General features: G+C 72.5%; 10 protein-coding genes. 6 read left to right on the top strand and 4 right to left on the bottom strand.

Features of this window, described 5'->3' with window-relative positions:
- Positions 1–244: 244 nt before the first annotated feature.
- Positions 245–1,348 carry an extensin family protein gene (locus tag WMF31_RS20885; protein ID WP_436603639.1) on the bottom strand — a complete coding sequence of 368 codons (1,104 nt, stop codon included), beginning with the start codon at positions 1,346–1,348 and terminating at the stop codon, positions 245–247.
- Positions 1,349–1,886: 538 nt separating this feature from the next.
- On the opposite strand from WMF31_RS20885, the gene WMF31_RS20880 reads away from it, so the two are divergent.
- From WMF31_RS20880 to WMF31_RS20855, 6 genes are all read left to right on the top strand, one after another.
- Complete coding sequence (locus WMF31_RS20880; protein ID WP_436603638.1) at positions 1,887–5,909, top strand: RHS repeat-associated core domain-containing protein; 4,023 nt, start codon at positions 1,887–1,889, stop codon at positions 5,907–5,909.
- A 142-nt stretch (positions 5,910–6,051) separates the two neighbouring features.
- Complete coding sequence (locus WMF31_RS20875) at positions 6,052–7,797, top strand: hypothetical protein (RefSeq protein ID WP_436603637.1); 1,746 nt, start codon at positions 6,052–6,054, stop codon at positions 7,795–7,797.
- Between the two features lie 198 nt (positions 7,798–7,995).
- Positions 7,996–8,208, top strand: coding sequence for a hypothetical protein (locus tag WMF31_RS20870; protein WP_436603636.1), 213 nt, complete (start codon positions 7,996–7,998; stop codon positions 8,206–8,208).
- An 84-nt stretch (positions 8,209–8,292) separates the two neighbouring features.
- The gene (locus WMF31_RS20865) at positions 8,293–10,158 is read left to right on the top strand and encodes a M14 family zinc carboxypeptidase (protein WP_436603635.1); all 1,866 of its coding nucleotides are present in this window, start codon (positions 8,293–8,295) and stop codon (positions 10,156–10,158) included.
- A 317-nt stretch (positions 10,159–10,475) separates the two neighbouring features.
- Positions 10,476–11,084: a DUF4360 domain-containing protein gene (locus WMF31_RS20860; protein WP_436603634.1), complete on the top strand. Its 609-nt coding sequence runs from the start codon at positions 10,476–10,478 to the stop codon at positions 11,082–11,084.
- Positions 11,085–11,461: 377 nt separating this feature from the next.
- Positions 11,462–12,277 (top strand): hypothetical protein, encoded by an 816-nt coding sequence (locus WMF31_RS20855; protein ID WP_436603633.1) that lies wholly within the window; start codon positions 11,462–11,464, stop codon positions 12,275–12,277.
- Between the two features lie 55 nt (positions 12,278–12,332).
- Here WMF31_RS20855 and WMF31_RS20850 read toward each other — a convergent pair whose 3' ends face one another.
- The 3 genes from WMF31_RS20850 to WMF31_RS20840 all read right to left on the bottom strand — a co-directional run bounded on the left by WMF31_RS20850 (position 12,333) and on the right by WMF31_RS20840 (position 14,392).
- Positions 12,333–12,761 (bottom strand): hypothetical protein, encoded by a 429-nt coding sequence (locus WMF31_RS20850; protein WP_436603632.1) that lies wholly within the window; start codon positions 12,759–12,761, stop codon positions 12,333–12,335.
- Between the two features lie 250 nt (positions 12,762–13,011).
- The gene (locus tag WMF31_RS20845) at positions 13,012–13,611 is read right to left on the bottom strand and encodes an RES family NAD+ phosphorylase (RefSeq protein WP_129347805.1); all 600 of its coding nucleotides are present in this window, start codon (positions 13,609–13,611) and stop codon (positions 13,012–13,014) included.
- A gap of 148 nt (positions 13,612–13,759) precedes the next feature.
- Complete coding sequence (locus WMF31_RS20840) at positions 13,760–14,392, bottom strand: hypothetical protein (RefSeq protein ID WP_436603631.1); 633 nt, start codon at positions 14,390–14,392, stop codon at positions 13,760–13,762.
- Positions 14,393–14,488 lie beyond the last annotated feature (96 nt).

The raw sequence follows: 14,488 nt of genomic DNA, 5'->3' as shown, positions 1-14,488 counted from the left end.
GCGAACCGGGCAGCGTTGTGGTGGGATTAATTCAATCTCGGCGCTGTGTGGCCACGGCTTGAAGGTGTGTTGGCGCGCGTGTTCTGGCGTGATCGGGTCGGCGGCGCTCCGTGGCGGCGCCGTGCCCGGGGGAGGTGCTCGCGGCGAACCCGGGCGGGCGATCCGGAGCTCCAGGAGATCGCGGAGCTGCTCGCGCTCCACCCGTCGTACTGAGCGCGATCCGCGCGGCCCCGGGGGGGGCGGCTCATTCCAGCAGGAAATAGCGCGCGTTGCGCTTGATATCGAAGTGAAAGTGGTCCGCGTGCGCCTCGTTCGCGTTGGGCGTGAGGACGACGTTGAACAGCCCGCTGGCGAAGACCGCGCAGACGAGCTCCCGCAGCTCGAGCGCCGCTGGCGTGGGCGCCTTCGGCGCCGAGCCGGGGCCGCACGGCGGCGCGCCGATGGCGCCGTGCCAGTCGGCCTTCACGTCGAGCCGCGCGCCGTCGGCCTTGACGAAGGCGGCCACGTCGATGGCGAGCCCGAGGGCGTGCTGGCTGGGGCGCGCGGGCGCCGCGGCCGGCTTCGTGGCCTTGGCCGCCGCGCGCTTCGCCGCCTTGCCCGCGCCCTTCGGGGCCTTCTTGGCCGGCTGCTGCGCCGCCTTCGCCTTCGAGGCCGCGCCGGCCGGCGCGGGCCGGTGCATGCTGACGTGCACGACCTCGGTCACGCCGCGGGTCGCGAGGAAGGCGGCCAGGTCGTCGAGCACGAGGACGAGCCGGCAGTCCGCGATGTCGAAGGGGGAGGCCGACCGCTGCTTCCTGGCCTTCCTCGCCACGCCGTCGCCGCGGAACGTGACCCCGTGGAGCGCGCCCGTGAGCCGCACCGGCCGGTCGACCAGCGGGGCGCCGCGCGCCGGGGCGTGGGGGATCCCGCGGCGCTTCAGCTCCCGGTCGCACGCGCTGGTCGTGAGCGCCCCGTAGGTCGCCGCGCGCGACGCCGGGGACCACGTGGGCTTCTCGAAGATCGCGGCGCCGCCGTCCAGGAGGCCAGCGTCCGCCAGGAGGCCAGCGCCGCCGTCCAGGAGGCCAGCGCCCGCCGGGCCAGCCTCGCCGCCGGCCCAGCCAGTGCCCGCCGGGTCAGTGTCAGTGCCCGCCGGGCCAGTCCCGCCGTCCACAGGGCCGCCGACAGCCGCTGCCAGACCGAGCCCGCCGCCGGCGAGCGCTGCCGCCGCGCTGGCGAGCGCGGGCGCCGCGAGCTCGGCCCGCTCCGCCCGGGCGCGGCGCAGCGAGGCGATGCCGAGCGGCGCCAGGAGCACCCCGCCGAGGAGGGCCGCCCCGAGGGCCAGCTCACGGCGGGAAGAGAACGCGCTCATGTCGGCGCGAACCTGGGTACGGGCCGGGCGGCCAGGCGCCTCGCGGCATCGGAATCGATCCCGGGGAGGCTGCCGGGAGCCCTCGCGGCATCGGACACGGTCGTCGGTGGCGGGCTCTCTGGCTCGAAGCCGCCCAGCGCGACCGGCAGAAAGAAGGGGAAGGCATCCTCCAGCGCGTCCCACGGACTGCACTTCGAGACGATTCGCACCCTGAATCGGGCTGTCATGGCTCCCCCCTCCCTCCACCGTCCGCGCAACGTCGCCTTGCAGGGGGCCGGGCGTGTCGCGCCGCAAGGTGACTGCCGTTCCTGCCGCGCGCGGGCCCGTATGCCATGGCGCAAGATTACGATGTACGGCGGCACGCTGTCAGAAAATCAGCCCCTCTGAAGAACGCACCGGCGGCGGCATCGCGCGTGCTGAAACCTGGCCGCCGCGCTGCCGACCACGCCCCTTCCATCGACACGCGGCGCGCCACGGCGGCCCCGCGCGTCACCGCGGCTCGTCTTGACACCTCGGTCCGTTCAGCGACCATGCCGCCATGGCGCGCACAGCTCCGGTTCCGAACATCCCGGCCATCCCCGGGATGAACCCCGGCGTCTTCATCATGGGCGGCGGCGGCGGGGGCGGCGGCAAGGGCGGCCGCGGCGGGAAGGGCAACGGCGGCGACCAGGGCGGCGACGGCAAGAACGGCGGCAAGGACGCGCAGGGCGGCGGGAAGGGAACCGGCGACTGCGGACAAGGCAACCTCGGCGGCTGCACCAACTGTCACCGCAAGACCTCCGCAGGGGATCCGGTCGACGTGGCGACGGGCGAGATGTTCACCTTGCCGAACGTCGACCTCGACCTTCCCGGGGTGTTCCGCCTGCTGTTCAAGCGCCAGTACAGCTCCGGCCAGCGCGCGCGCGACGTGGGCATGGGCCCGGGATGGGGCCATTCGTTCGCGTGGAACCTCGAGGAGAAGCGGGGCTCGGTCGTCGTCCGCGCCTGCTTCGGCGCCGAGATCCGCTTCGACCGCCCCGACGACCAGAACCGGACGATCCTGGGCGATGGTGGCTGGCTGCTCCACCGCGGCAAGAGGGGATACTACCTCGACACCAAGGACGGGTTCACCCACGTCTTCCTGCCCGGGCGCGACGGCGTCTACCGGCTGCGGCGCATCCAGAACCTGAACGGCAACGCCGTCTCGCTGCACCACGACCGCCGTGGCCGGCTCGTGGCGGCCTTCGATGCGTCGAGGCGATACATCCGGTTCACCAGCGACAGCCGAGGGCGGATCACGTCGATCGAGGTGCCGAACCCCGGAGACCGCACCACCATCGTCTTCGCGCGGTATGCCTATGATGGGCGCGGCGATCTGGTCCGCTACACCGACGCGGACGGCCTCTCGATCCACTACGTATACGATGACGACCACCGGATCGTGCGGTATTCGTACGACTCGGGCCTGACCTTCCACTTCCACTACGACGCCGCCGGCCGCTGCTTCGAGACGTGGGGAGATTATGGAGGGGCCCCCGATCCGGCGCTCGCCCCGCGCGGCCTTCCCGAGCGGCTCCGTGACGGCGAGACCAAGGTCCGCGGGATCTTCCACGTCAAGCTCGAGTTCGGAGAGCACGGGTACAGCGAGCGTTACGACTCGGTGCGTTTTCAGCGCTTCTTCGCCAACGAGGACGGCGACGTCACGAAGGCCGTCGGCGCGGGCGTGACCAGCCGGGTCATCGACGACGACGGCGCGGAGCGGAGCCACACCGACCCGCTCGGCGGCACCAGCACCTTCGCGTACAACTGGCGGGGGAGCTTGATCCAGGAGACCGACCCGCTCGGGCGTGTCTTCACCATCGAGCGCGACGCGAACGATCTCGTGGTCCGCAACATCGACTTCGCGGGCGGTGTGCGAGAGTGCGTGCGTGACGAGCGCGGCAACCCCGTCCAGGTCAAGGATCCCAACGGATCGGTGACGACCTACACCTACGATGCGCGTAGCCTGATGACCGGACGGATCGATCCGGACGGCGGCGAGTGGCGTTACGCGTGCGACGCGCACGGCAATCTGGTCGAGGTCACCACGCCGACCGGGGCCGTCTGGCGCTGGACCTACGATCACTGGGGCCGCGCCACGTCACGCACCGATCCCAAGGGCGGGGTCGACCACTACCGGGTTTCGAAGGCGGGCCGCCTCCTCTCGATGACCCGTCTCGGCGGCCGTCAGGTGGCGTTCACGTACGACGCGATGGGCAACCTCGCCAGCCGGACCGACGAGCGCGGGACGTCCCACTTCCTGTGGGGCGGCTTCCGGTGGCCGTGCGGCGTGCGCCTCCCGAACGGGGACGAGGTGCGCTCGTACTACAACCATGAGGGCTGGGTCGTCGCGTGCCACAACGAGCGCGGCGAGGTCGAGACCTACGAGCGCGACGCGAGCGGCAACCTCGTGGGCATCGTGGCGTTCGACGGCAGCGCGTGGCGCATGGGCTACGACCCGATGGGGCGGCTTCTATGGCAGAAGAGCTCGGCCCTGGAGCGCTTCGACGTGACCCGCGACGCGGCGGGCCGGGAGACGCAGATCGCCTTCAGCGACGATACCGAGGTCCGCGTGGAGTACGATCTCCTCGATCGCATCAGCGCCGTCGACGGCCCGGACTACCGCGTCGCGTTCACCTATGACGGCGTCGGCAACGTCCTCCAGGAGACGCAGGAAGTCCGGGGCGCGCGGCAGTCGGTCACGCTCCAGCGGGACGCGGCCGGCGCCCTCACGGGCGTGCGCACGTCCTTTGGCCACGACCGGCGCATCGAGCGCAGCCCCTTCCGCAGCGCGCGGGTCCTCCGGCTCGACGCGCGCACGGCCGTCGCGGAGGAGCGCGACCGGCTCGGGCTCGTGGAGACGCTGCGGCTGCCGGAGGGCGCGCTCCTCCGGAATCAGCACGACGCGCATCACCGCCTCACGCGGCGCACCGTGATGCGCGCCGGGGCCGAGGCCGTCCGGGCGGGGGAGCCGGCGTGGGTCGGCCTCGATCCGCGGGGCGCGACCGTGGACAAGGTGTTCCAGTTCGCGCCCGAGGGCGACAACCTGCTGCTGCGCTGGGACAGCTCGGCCGGGCCCACGCGGTACACCTACGATCGGCGCGATCGGCTGCTCGAGCGCTCGCCGGAGCGGGGCGCGCCCGAGCGCTTCGCGCACGACGCGACCGGGAACCTGCGCGAGGTGCGGGCCGCAGGCGCCGCGGAGACCGGGCGCGTCTACGAGCGCGGGGACCGGCTCGTCGAGAAGGACGGCGAGCGGTTCGTCTGGGACGCGGTGGGCCGGCTGATCGAGCGGTTCCATGCGCGCGATCCGTCGAGGCGCTGGCGCTATCAGTGGAACGCGCAGGGCCAGCTCGCGGCGGTCGAGCGGCCGGACGGCGTGCGGGTGGAGCTCCTGCACGACTTCTTCCAGCGGCGTCTGGAGAAGCGCGTGCTCCTCCCGGAGCCGGGCGGGGCGCGCCGGCTGGCGACGGTGACGCGCTTTTTGTGGCACGGGGCGCAGATGATCCACGAGCACACGGTGGCGTTCCTGCCCGACGGCGCGCGCCGGTCCACCGCGCGCTCGTACGTCTACGCCGCGGGGCGGACGGTGCCGTGGGCGCACCACGATCACGCCGCGGAGGGAGACGACGCGCCGGGCGCCGGACGGTGGTGGTTCTACGTGGGCGACATCCTGGGCACGCCGGAGGAGCTCGTGGACGCGCGCGGCGAGGTAGGGTGCCGGCTGACGCGCACGGCGTACGGCGTTACCGAGGTCGAGGCGGGGGCACGGACGTACACGCCGTTCCGCTTCGAGGGCCAGTACGCGGACCCGGAGACCGGGCTCGTGTACAACATGCACCGTTACTACGACCCGGCGCTGGGGCGGTACATCTCGCCGGATCCGCTTGGGTCTGCGGCCGGGCCGAATCGGTATGTCTACTGTCCGAACCCCATCGGGTTCGTGGATCCGGAGGGGCTACACGAGCTGAACGTGCAGCTGACGCTGAGCGACGATAGCGTCTACGTCCCCGGCCCCACGCCGGGACACCGCGACGGCCAGGGGCGCGGCTTCTCGTCCGGCTACACGTCGGCGCCGGGCACGCTGAAGAGGGTGCCGGGGCTCAACGACCAGCCCCCGACGAATTTCAACACCAGCCTCGCAACCCAGGCGCAGGCGCACACCGAGCGCCAAGCGATAGAGTGGGCAACCCATCATTTCTCGGACGACGAGCTCCAGGGCGGTCACATGGAGATGAACGGCCAGTATCCACCGTGCCCTATGTGCAGCAACCAGATGCGCAAGTTCGCGCAGGAGAATGGCTGCAAGGTCACCTACGGCTGGCCGCCGGACAACAAGGTGACCTACGATCCGAGCAAGCCGAACGCCAGCCCTAAGCACAAATCCGGGGACGCCGCCAGGCGCGTGGCCACGGACTACGCCCCGAACACGCGGCCGAAGGGGCAGACGCCGACGAAGCGGTATATGGCCGAGATGGACGAGCTCCGCGCGAACGGGGACCCGAACGCCATACCGGAGGAGTTCGTCGACGACGAGGCGTGATGCAGTGGGTCGCCGGCGCGCGCGTTGTCCGCCGGCATCGAGCGCTTGCCCGCGCAGACCACGGGAGCGGCGTGCTAGCGTCGCGGAGTACCGACCGGGGGCGGGAGGCCGCGCGCCGGGGTGAATTCGAAGGGATACGCAGATGGCATACTGGGAAACCGTCGACTGGTCGAAGCTCAAGCGCAAGGACGGCGCCGCGCAGAACCTCCCGCATCACTTCGGCGCGCTCACCGCCACGCAGCCGGACGTCCGGGCGCAGGCCCGCGGCGAGTTGCGCCGCTTCCTCTGCAGCGCGGCCGACTGGTTCTCCGCGAACGCGCCGGCGGTCACGTCGCTCGTCGATCTCGCGGCGGCTCCTGCGACGCCGGATCGCGGCCAGGTCCTCGCGCTGGCCGTCGACGTCTTGACCGTGGGACACCCCTGGTTCTTGTCACGCGGCCTCGATTTCCGCGAGGCGAGGGTGCAGTCGCTCTTCGCCGAGGGGACCGAGGCGCGGCGCGCGCTCGAGGCGATGGAGGCGGAGGTGCCGCGGCTCATGGGGCTCGTCGAGGACGCGGACGCGAGCGTGCGCGCGGCGGCGGCGATGGCGCTCGCGTTCATCGCGGCCGCCGCGGGGGCCTCCCGCGCTCTCCTGCTCGGCCGGCTGGAGCGGGAGCCGGTGTCGCTCGTGCGCGGCAGCGTGGCGGTCGCGCTCGGGATGCTCGGCCGCTACGAGCCGAGCTCCGAGATCGCGCCCCGCCTGCGCGCGCTCATGGCGGGCGACGAGCCCGAGATCCTCCGCGGCGTCGCCTTCGCGGCCCGTCTCTACGTCGATCCGGCGCCCCCATCGGCCGTGGAGCTCGAGCTGGCGAGCGCGCTCATCCGCACGACGCGCGTCGATGAGGCGCTCCTGCCCTGGATGTATGGGCGCGTGGACCACCTCGTCGAGCAGCAGCTCAAGGCGCACACCGAGGAGGGGGCGCTCTTCGCGGCGCGCCTGCTCGTCGCGATGGTGCGCGAGGCGGAGGGGGCCGATCCGATGCGCAACGAGCGTGCGCAGGATGCCCTGGGGCTCGTCCTGGACCCGCACGCCGATCCGCCAGCTGTGCTCTCGGACGGCCAGGCCGAGGTCGCCCGGGAGCTGACCCGGCTCGACGTCGATGTCCTGTTCGCCCCCCACCACCTGCCGGGCAGGCGGCGCGACCGCCGGCGCTTCCTCGGGCTCGATGCCCCGGGACCGCTCGATCGGGTGGTGCCGCTGGATATCCCGGGCGTGGATCCGGCGTGGCCGCTGTGGGAGACGCTGCGTTTCCTTGGTAGCCAGCGCTTCGACGAGCGCGTCCTCGCGGCCCGGCTGCGCGAGGCGCTGTCCCCGGAGGACTACCTGTGGGTGTGCGGGGAGTGGAAGCTCGGGTCCTATGGAGTGCGGATGCGATCGGACCTGCTGCGACGCGCGATCGAGGCGGTGCCAGCGGACGCGGCCCTGCGTTGGGGACGAGCGTTCGCGGACATGTTGCTAAAAGATCGGTCGCTCTGGAAGAACCAGCAGATGGTCGGAAACTACGCCGTGCTGCCGCTGATCCGGGGCCTGGATCCCGGGCAGGTGCTCGAAGAGCGTTATGACGATTTGCTGACCTTCGCGGGGCCGGCGTGGCTCGCCCGCGAGGTGCTCTCCGCCCTACCCCTGGCTCGGCGCGAGAACGTCCTTTGCGAGAAGATCGAGCGCGACCTCGCCGCGGGGTCCGCGCTGGAGATCTCGCTCCGGCTGCTGGTGCCCCTCCTCGACCTGGCCCCTACCGCGCGGGTGCGGGCTGCCACCCTGCGGCTCATCGCCAGGGTCGAGCCCGAGGACGAAGATGTCGCCCAGGAGGCGCGAGAGGCGCTCGCCGGGCTCGGACCTGGCCAGTAGCTCCGTGGGCGACATCGGCGCTTGCGCCTCGTCCAATTTCCGAAGCTCCTCCCGCCGGGATCGAACCTGCTGCATCGGGTTCAGTATCTCACCGCGTTCCATGGAAGTGTCGCCCTTCGCGCATCAGTTCGCCCGACACCCTCTTGGCTGGAGCCGCGCACAGGGGACGTTCTGGCTCTCCGACCTTTGAGGAATCTCATGGCGCACTACGAGCTTCGCGCCGCGGCGAAGTTCGCCGCCGGCAGCACCGAGCCGTTCTACGCAGCGGTTGGCGGCCTTGCCGGCATGAGCGTGGACAAGGTGTCTGGGATGGCTCGGGAACGCCTCACGCGGATGTCCGAATTTCTCGGCAGCGGGCTCACGAAGACCGCGCTGCGACCCATCCGCGCCCTGCTGGGCAAACACACCTGAGCCGGCCCGCCATCTCGCTCCGCCCGACGCCAGCCGCGCCGATCGCGCGTTGCCGCTCGACACGAAATTTGCTCGACTCCCGCGATGGCTCGCCCCCCTGTCGCGGCCGTCGGCCGCATCATTTCCCGCCTCGTCGCGCCGATCGCGCTGCTCGCGGCCTGCCAGGTGCCCGCGCCCGGCGCGCCGCCTGCGCCGCCCGTCGACCCGGCCGCGCGGCCCGCGTCGCGCCCGTCGCTCGTCACCGAGGCCGAGCGGACCCGCTTCGAGCGCACCGGCCGCTACGCCGAGGTCGAGCGGCTCTGCCGCGGCTTCGAGCAGGCCTACCCGGGCCGCGCCCGCTGCGTCCGCTTCGGCACGACGCCCGAGGGCAGGCCCATGCTCGCGATCGTCGCCTCCGACGACGGCGCGCTCGACCCCGACGCGGCGCGGGCCAGGCGGCGCCCGGTGATCCTCTTCCAGGGCGGCATCCACGCCGGCGAGATCGACGGCAAGGACGGCGGCTTCTGGGCGCTGCGCGAGCTGCTCGACGGCGCGATGGCGCCCGGCGCGCTCGCCGCGACGACCGCGGTGTTCGTGCCGGTCTTCAACGTCGACGGCCACGAGCGCTTCCGGCGAAACCAGCGGCCCAACCAGCGCGGGCCCGAGGAGATGGGCTTCCGCGCCACCGGCCAGAACCTCAACCTGAACCGCGACCACATGAAGGCCGAGGCGCCCGAGATGCGGGCGATGCTGGCGCTCGTCCGCGCCTGGGATCCGGTGATCCACGTCGACCTGCACACCACCGACGGCGCGAAGTTCCAGCACGACGTGGCGGTCCTGGTCGAGCCGTCGGTGCCTCACCCGGGCGGGCTCGACGGGGCGGCGCGCGACCTCTCCGGCGCGCTGCAGGCGCGCCTCGCGGCGCTCGGCCACCTGCCGCTCCCGTTCTACCCGGCCTTTCGCGAGGAGGACGACCCCGCGTCCGGGATCTCGACCGAGCCGGGGCCGCCGCGCTTCTCGCAGGGCTACAGCGCCGCGCGCAACCGCCTCGGCGTGCTCGTCGAGACGCATAGCTGGGCCACGTACGGGGCGCGCGTGCGCGCGGTCCACGACCTCCTCTCGGCGCTCTTCGAGCACGCCACCGACGCCGCGGGCGCGCTCCGCGCGGCGGTCGACCGCGCCGACGCCGCGAGCGCGCGCCTCGCCGGCGCGCCCTTCGCCCTGACGCACCGCGCGGGGCCCGCGTCGCGCACCATCGCGTTCCACGGGTACGCCTACGAGAGGCGCGCGTCCGAGATCTCGGGCGGCACGTGGATCGTGTACGACGAGTCGCGCCCCGAGACCTGGCGCATCCCGCTGTTCGATCGGCTCGAGCCGGAGCTGACCGTCACCGCGCCGGCCGCCGGCTACGTCGTCCCGGCGGCGCACGCGGCGTGGGTGGCCGAGAAGCTGCGCTTGCACGGCGTGCGCCACGAGGTCCTCCGCGAGGCGCGCCCGGGCCTCGCGGTCGAGGTGTTCCGGGCCCGCGAGGTGACCTTCGCGCACCCGTACGAGGGCCGGACGCGCGCGAAGGTCCAGGGCGATTTCCGGCCGGAGCGGCGCGATCTGCCCGCGGGCTCGCTCTTCATCCCCATCGCGCAGCCGCTCGCGCCGCTGGTGCTGCACCTCCTGGAGCCGCGCGCGCCCGACTCGCTCGTGTCCTGGGGCTTCTTCAACGCCGCCTTCGAGCGCAAGGAGTACATGGAGAGCTACGTCGCCGAGGAGGAGGCCCGCAGGATGCTGGCCGCGGATCCGGCGCTGCGCGCCGAGTTCGAGGCGCGCCTCCGCGATCCTGCGTTCGCCGGGGATCCCGGAGCCCGGCTGGATTTCTTCTATCAGCGCCACCCGTCCTGGGACGAGCGGGTCAATCGGGTCCCGGTATTCCGCGTCGCCGCGCCGCCGCTCCCCCTGGGCGCTCCCCGCAACGAGTGAGACTCATCCCCCCAGCGGTCACCAACGTGGTCGTGAACGTCCACGACCATGTTGGTGACCGCGGGGGGGCGGGATTCGGGACCTGATCGCGACCGAACGCGCTTGGGGAACGCCGAGGAAGTGGTCAAGTTGGAACATGAAGGCATGAAGGCAGAGGCGCTGCGCCGCAACGAGGCAAAACCACCCGCTCAGGTTGCACCGAGCGCGCGGTCATCGCATGATCGGCAGATATGTCGGTCGACCTGCGACAGCGGTGACGCGCGCCGGCGCCGACGCAGGACGGCGCGGGGGGCGTCCGTCTGTGAAAGGGGGCGAGCATGTTGCTGCGTTCGACGTTGGTGTTTTCTTCGGCGTTCCTCTTCGCCTTTCCGGCGCTGGCGCAGAATGCGCGGATCGAGGGCTTCACGTACGCCGGCAGCGGATGTCCCGTCGGCACCGCGGCGGGGGTGATCTCCCCCGATCAGAAGGCGCTGACCGTCATCTTCGATCGGTTCGAGGCGCAGGCCGGCCCCGGCGCCGCCCGGTCCGCGAACCGCGCGTTCTGCCAGCTCGCCGTGGATCTGCGGTTCGAGCCGGGCTGGCAGGTGGCGCTGTTCGACGCCACGTACCGCGGGTTCGCCGATCTGGAGAGCGGCGTCCAGGCGCTGCACGAGACATCGTATTACTTCTCGGGCTCCCCGCTCACGTCGGGGCCGCTCACGTGGAGCATGGTGGGGCCTTTCACGGACAACTTCTCGCGCACGGACAGCTTCGCGACCACGGTGTGGTCGGAGTGCGGCACCGTGAGGCCGCTCAACATCAAGACGAACCTCTACGTCACCAACCGCCTCGCGCCGGCGCGCGCCGGCGTCGTGACGAACGACACCACCGACGTCCAGGTCCGGATCGAGTATGCCCTCATGTACCGCCGCTGCCCGAGCCCCTGAGCGCCGCGGATCGACGCGCCCGTCCGCTGACCGGACGCGTCGATCCGCGCCCCGGCGTAACGCTGCTGCGGGGAGCTGCTCCAGATCGGCAGCCACGGCGCCACGGCCTCCAAGAGGAGAGGGGAAGAGACACCCCGGCATTTTTTTGCCTGCTATTCCCCTGGTCTCTCGGCGCCCTCTTCGTCATGGCGGCTCGCTCCCCAGCCCGACTCCGCAGTAGAGTGAAGGAATCGAAGCAGGCCGACCCTGCGCTGCGACGCAGGCGCGCGGCGCTGCGGGGAGCGAGCGCGCGCCGGCGGGGAGGGGACACGGCGAGGATCGAGGCGTCCTCGCCGCGGCGCTGGTGCTGCCGGTGGTCGGCCTGGTACGATGGCGGCATGTCGAGCTTGTCCACGCTGGTGATCATCGCGCTCAGCATCATCGTCCCGCTCGGGATCACCGGGGTGATCGTCTGGGTGGTCTGGAAGAAGGTCCTCGCCCCCCTCCACGCCCAGCAGCAGGAGCAGCGGCAGCTGCTCCAGATGGGCATATCCTGCGCAGCCCGCGTGCTGCAGTATCAGGAGACGGGCATGAGGGTGTCCCAGGGGGCCCAGGATGCTTATCGCCTCAGGCTGTTTCTCGAGGTGATGCCGCCGGGCATGCCGCCCTATCAGGTGGAGACGGTGTCGCTCGTATCGGTGATGGCGGCCCCCCGCATCCAGCCGGGGTGCATCGTCACGGTGCGCTATGATCCGGCCAACCCCCGCCGCGTCGCCCTGGAGGCCGCCTACCCACCCGGCCAGGGGCCGACCGCCGCAGCGCCGCCCGGAGGCGGCTATCCGCCGCCGCCCGGAGCGCCGTACGGCGTTCCGCCGGGGGCTTACGGCGCACCCGCTGCGGGGGCGTACGGCGCGCCGCCCGGAGCCATGCCGGGCGCCTACGGCGCGCCGCCCGGGGTTCCGCAGGGGGCGTACGGCGCGCCGCCCGGGGTCATGCCGGGCGCCTACGGCGCACCGCCCGGAGGAGCTTACGGCGCACCGCCCGGAGGAGCTTACGGCGCGCCCGCTGCGGGCGCGCCGCCCGGGGTCATGCCGGGCGCCTACGGCGCGCCCCCCGCTGCCGCCCCCGGCCCGGTGGGCGGCGGCCCTGCCGCCGCCCCCGGTGGGGCGTCCGGTCCTTTCGGGCCTGGCGGCGGCCGCCCGCACGGCGCCTGAGCGGCGCTCCGCCCCGGATCCTCGGGGCGATCCGCGCGCGCCGGCGCGGCCCTGCTCACGCCACCACGCAGCCTGCCGACGCGCCCTGCATCGGCAGGATCGCCTGCACCTCGCCGGTCTCCCCGAAGACCAGGAGCCGCGCGACGATCGCCTCCTTGCTCGTGGCGCAGAGGGGCAGCAGCGCGAGCCGGATCGCGGGTCCTTGGCCTCCGAGGAACTTGATGGCGAGCAGCTGCTTCTCATCGCACTCCTCCAGGAGCTCCACGTCCGCCTCCAGGTGGAGCGGCGCCATCCGCGTGGACGCCTTCTTGGGCTCGCCGAAGCTGTCGAGGATGCATCGATTGGGATCGAGCGAGATCCGGACCCGGGAGGAGCCCCCCTCGTCGATCGTCGTGATCTGGATCTGGTGAATCGCGAGCTTGCCCTGGAGCGAAACAGGCTCCACGAGATAGCCTGTCTCCAGCCGCAGATTCCTTATTTTCATCGGATCCCCCCCGCCGCTCGGCCGTGCGCGCCGCGACCACCCTGCGCCGCGAGCGCGCCGCCTCGCCCCACCTCGCAGGAGAAGCACCGGCCGTGCCGGCGCGCTCGCGCGCGCGGAGGTCGCAGCGGCCCTGGCCCCGCTCGCGTCCCGGCAGACCACCCCGCCGGGGCCAGGCCGCCGCCGACCGCGGAGCGCCGCGCGTCGGACCATCCCGGTGCGTGTCGAGGAGCGACGCGCGGAGCGGGGCGCGTCAGACCAGCCCGAACCGGTACGTGTCGAGGAGCGACCCGAGGAGCGACGCGTGCGCCGGATCCGCGAGGGAGCCCAGGATCGCCACCTCCAGCTCCGCGCTGGCGCGCTCGAAGAGGGCGGCGCTCACGCGGCTCGGGTCGTGGCGCGCGGCGTACGCGATGCCGTCAGGCCGCTTCGGGTGGTCGTGGATGGCGAGCGCCCAGCGGTGCGCGACCTCGTACGACTCCCCCGACGTCAGGCGGGCGTCGGCCCCGATGCGCGCGAGCCCCTCTCCCGCGAGGTTCACGAGCCGCAGCGGCCGCCTCGGCGCGATGCGCGCGAGCCCGCGCGCGGCGAGCTCGGCCTGCTCCACGAGGCGCACGCCGGTCGCGTGGCCGAGCGCCTCGATGAAGGCGCAACGCGCGTCCTTGCCGACGTACAGCACCCCGAACTCTCCGTCCGGCGCGTCGAAGCGGTTGTCCCCGGAGCGCCCGAAATACAGCGGATCGCGCGCGAGCCGATGAATCCGGAACCAGCAGCGACGGTGAATCGTGATGGGGAGCGGCCGTGCCGCGAAATCGGAGGGCGGGTCCGGATGCGGCTCGAGCGTTGTCTTCATGTGATTCTGCCCCGTGCGAACGCAAGACAAGCCAGGGGCGCCCGATCTCCGGCTTACGCGCTGCTCCTCCGCTCCTGCCTCCTCCTGCGCGGAGCGCGTGCGCCTGGATCTCGGGCGAGCTCCGCGGCCTGGCCGGCGCCGGGATCGCTCATGCCGCCCCTTGCTCGCCGAACGTGCGCGCGGCGAGCCGCACGGGGGCGAGGTCGCCGCGGCGCAGCCGATCGAGCGGCCGCTCTCCGTCGAGGCGGTGGTTGCCGGAAAGGAAGAACCGGAGCTTCGCCAGGGGGGGATGCTCCACGAGGAGCCCGAGGATCTCCTCCAGCCCCGGCAGCACGCCCTCGTCCGCGAGCTGCCATGAAGGGTAGAGGTAGCCGCGACGGCCGCCGTCCACGGCCAGGAGCTGCCCGGCCGCGCGCCGCACCTCGACGGCCTGGGGCGACACGTGGAGCACCTCGCCGACCTCGTCGGCCGTGAGCGTCCCGCCCTCGGCGGCCAGCAACGCGTCCCTCGCCTGCACGCCGCGGAGGCGGGCCAGCATGAGCGGATCCGCGGCGGAAAAGAGGCCGACGGCGCTCGGTTGTGTGAGCGCCGTCACCAGGACGTCCGTGTTGCTCGTCGAGGCGACGACCTCGCCAAGCTCGCTCTGATCGAGCCGCTCGGCGATCTGCGTGAGCGCATCGATGCCGCGCGCCAGGAACTCGACCCGGAGGGGCTCGCCGTCGAACTGGTGGAGGCGCTCGGCGATCTCCGAAAGGGCGCTGGAGTTCCGGTCCTTTGCCATGGCCGACGCAGCTCGACAGTGTAGCGCGGCGGCTGCGTCGTCAACCGAGTGGAGCGTGGCGGCTGCGTCGTCAACCGAGCGCACCCCGCCATGTGG

This window comes from Sorangium sp. So ce1036 (assembly GCF_051369805.1).
Lineage (GTDB): Bacteria > Myxococcota_A > Polyangia > Polyangiales > Polyangiaceae > Sorangium > Sorangium cellulosum_F.
Note: the sequence above shows the minus strand (reverse complement) of the source record. Positions and strands in the feature narration are given on the sequence as shown.

What these genes read in the sequence shown, in the direction of transcription:
- WMF31_RS20875 (WP_436603637.1), top strand. Translation starts at nt 6,052, where the DNA reads ATGGCATACTGGGAAACCGTCGACTGGTCGAAGCTCAAGCGCAAGGAC.
- WMF31_RS20865 (WP_436603635.1), top strand. Translation starts at nt 8,293, where the DNA reads ATGGCTCGCCCCCCTGTCGCGGCCGTCGGCCGCATCATTTCCCGCCTC.
- WMF31_RS20860 (WP_436603634.1), top strand. Translation starts at nt 10,476, where the DNA reads ATGTTGCTGCGTTCGACGTTGGTGTTTTCTTCGGCGTTCCTCTTCGCC.
- WMF31_RS20840 (WP_436603631.1), bottom strand. Translation starts at nt 14,392, where the DNA reads ATGGCAAAGGACCGGAACTCCAGCGCCCTTTCGGAGATCGCCGAGCGC.
- WMF31_RS20885 (WP_436603639.1), bottom strand. Translation starts at nt 1,348, where the DNA reads ATGAGCGCGTTCTCTTCCCGCCGTGAGCTGGCCCTCGGGGCGGCCCTC.
- WMF31_RS20870 (WP_436603636.1), top strand. Translation starts at nt 7,996, where the DNA reads ATGGCGCACTACGAGCTTCGCGCCGCGGCGAAGTTCGCCGCCGGCAGC.
- WMF31_RS20880 (WP_436603638.1), top strand. Translation starts at nt 1,887, where the DNA reads ATGGCGCGCACAGCTCCGGTTCCGAACATCCCGGCCATCCCCGGGATG.
- WMF31_RS20850 (WP_436603632.1), bottom strand. Translation starts at nt 12,761, where the DNA reads ATGAAAATAAGGAATCTGCGGCTGGAGACAGGCTATCTCGTGGAGCCT.
- WMF31_RS20845 (WP_129347805.1), bottom strand. Translation starts at nt 13,611, where the DNA reads ATGAAGACAACGCTCGAGCCGCATCCGGACCCGCCCTCCGATTTCGCG.
- WMF31_RS20855 (WP_436603633.1), top strand. Translation starts at nt 11,462, where the DNA reads ATGTCGAGCTTGTCCACGCTGGTGATCATCGCGCTCAGCATCATCGTC.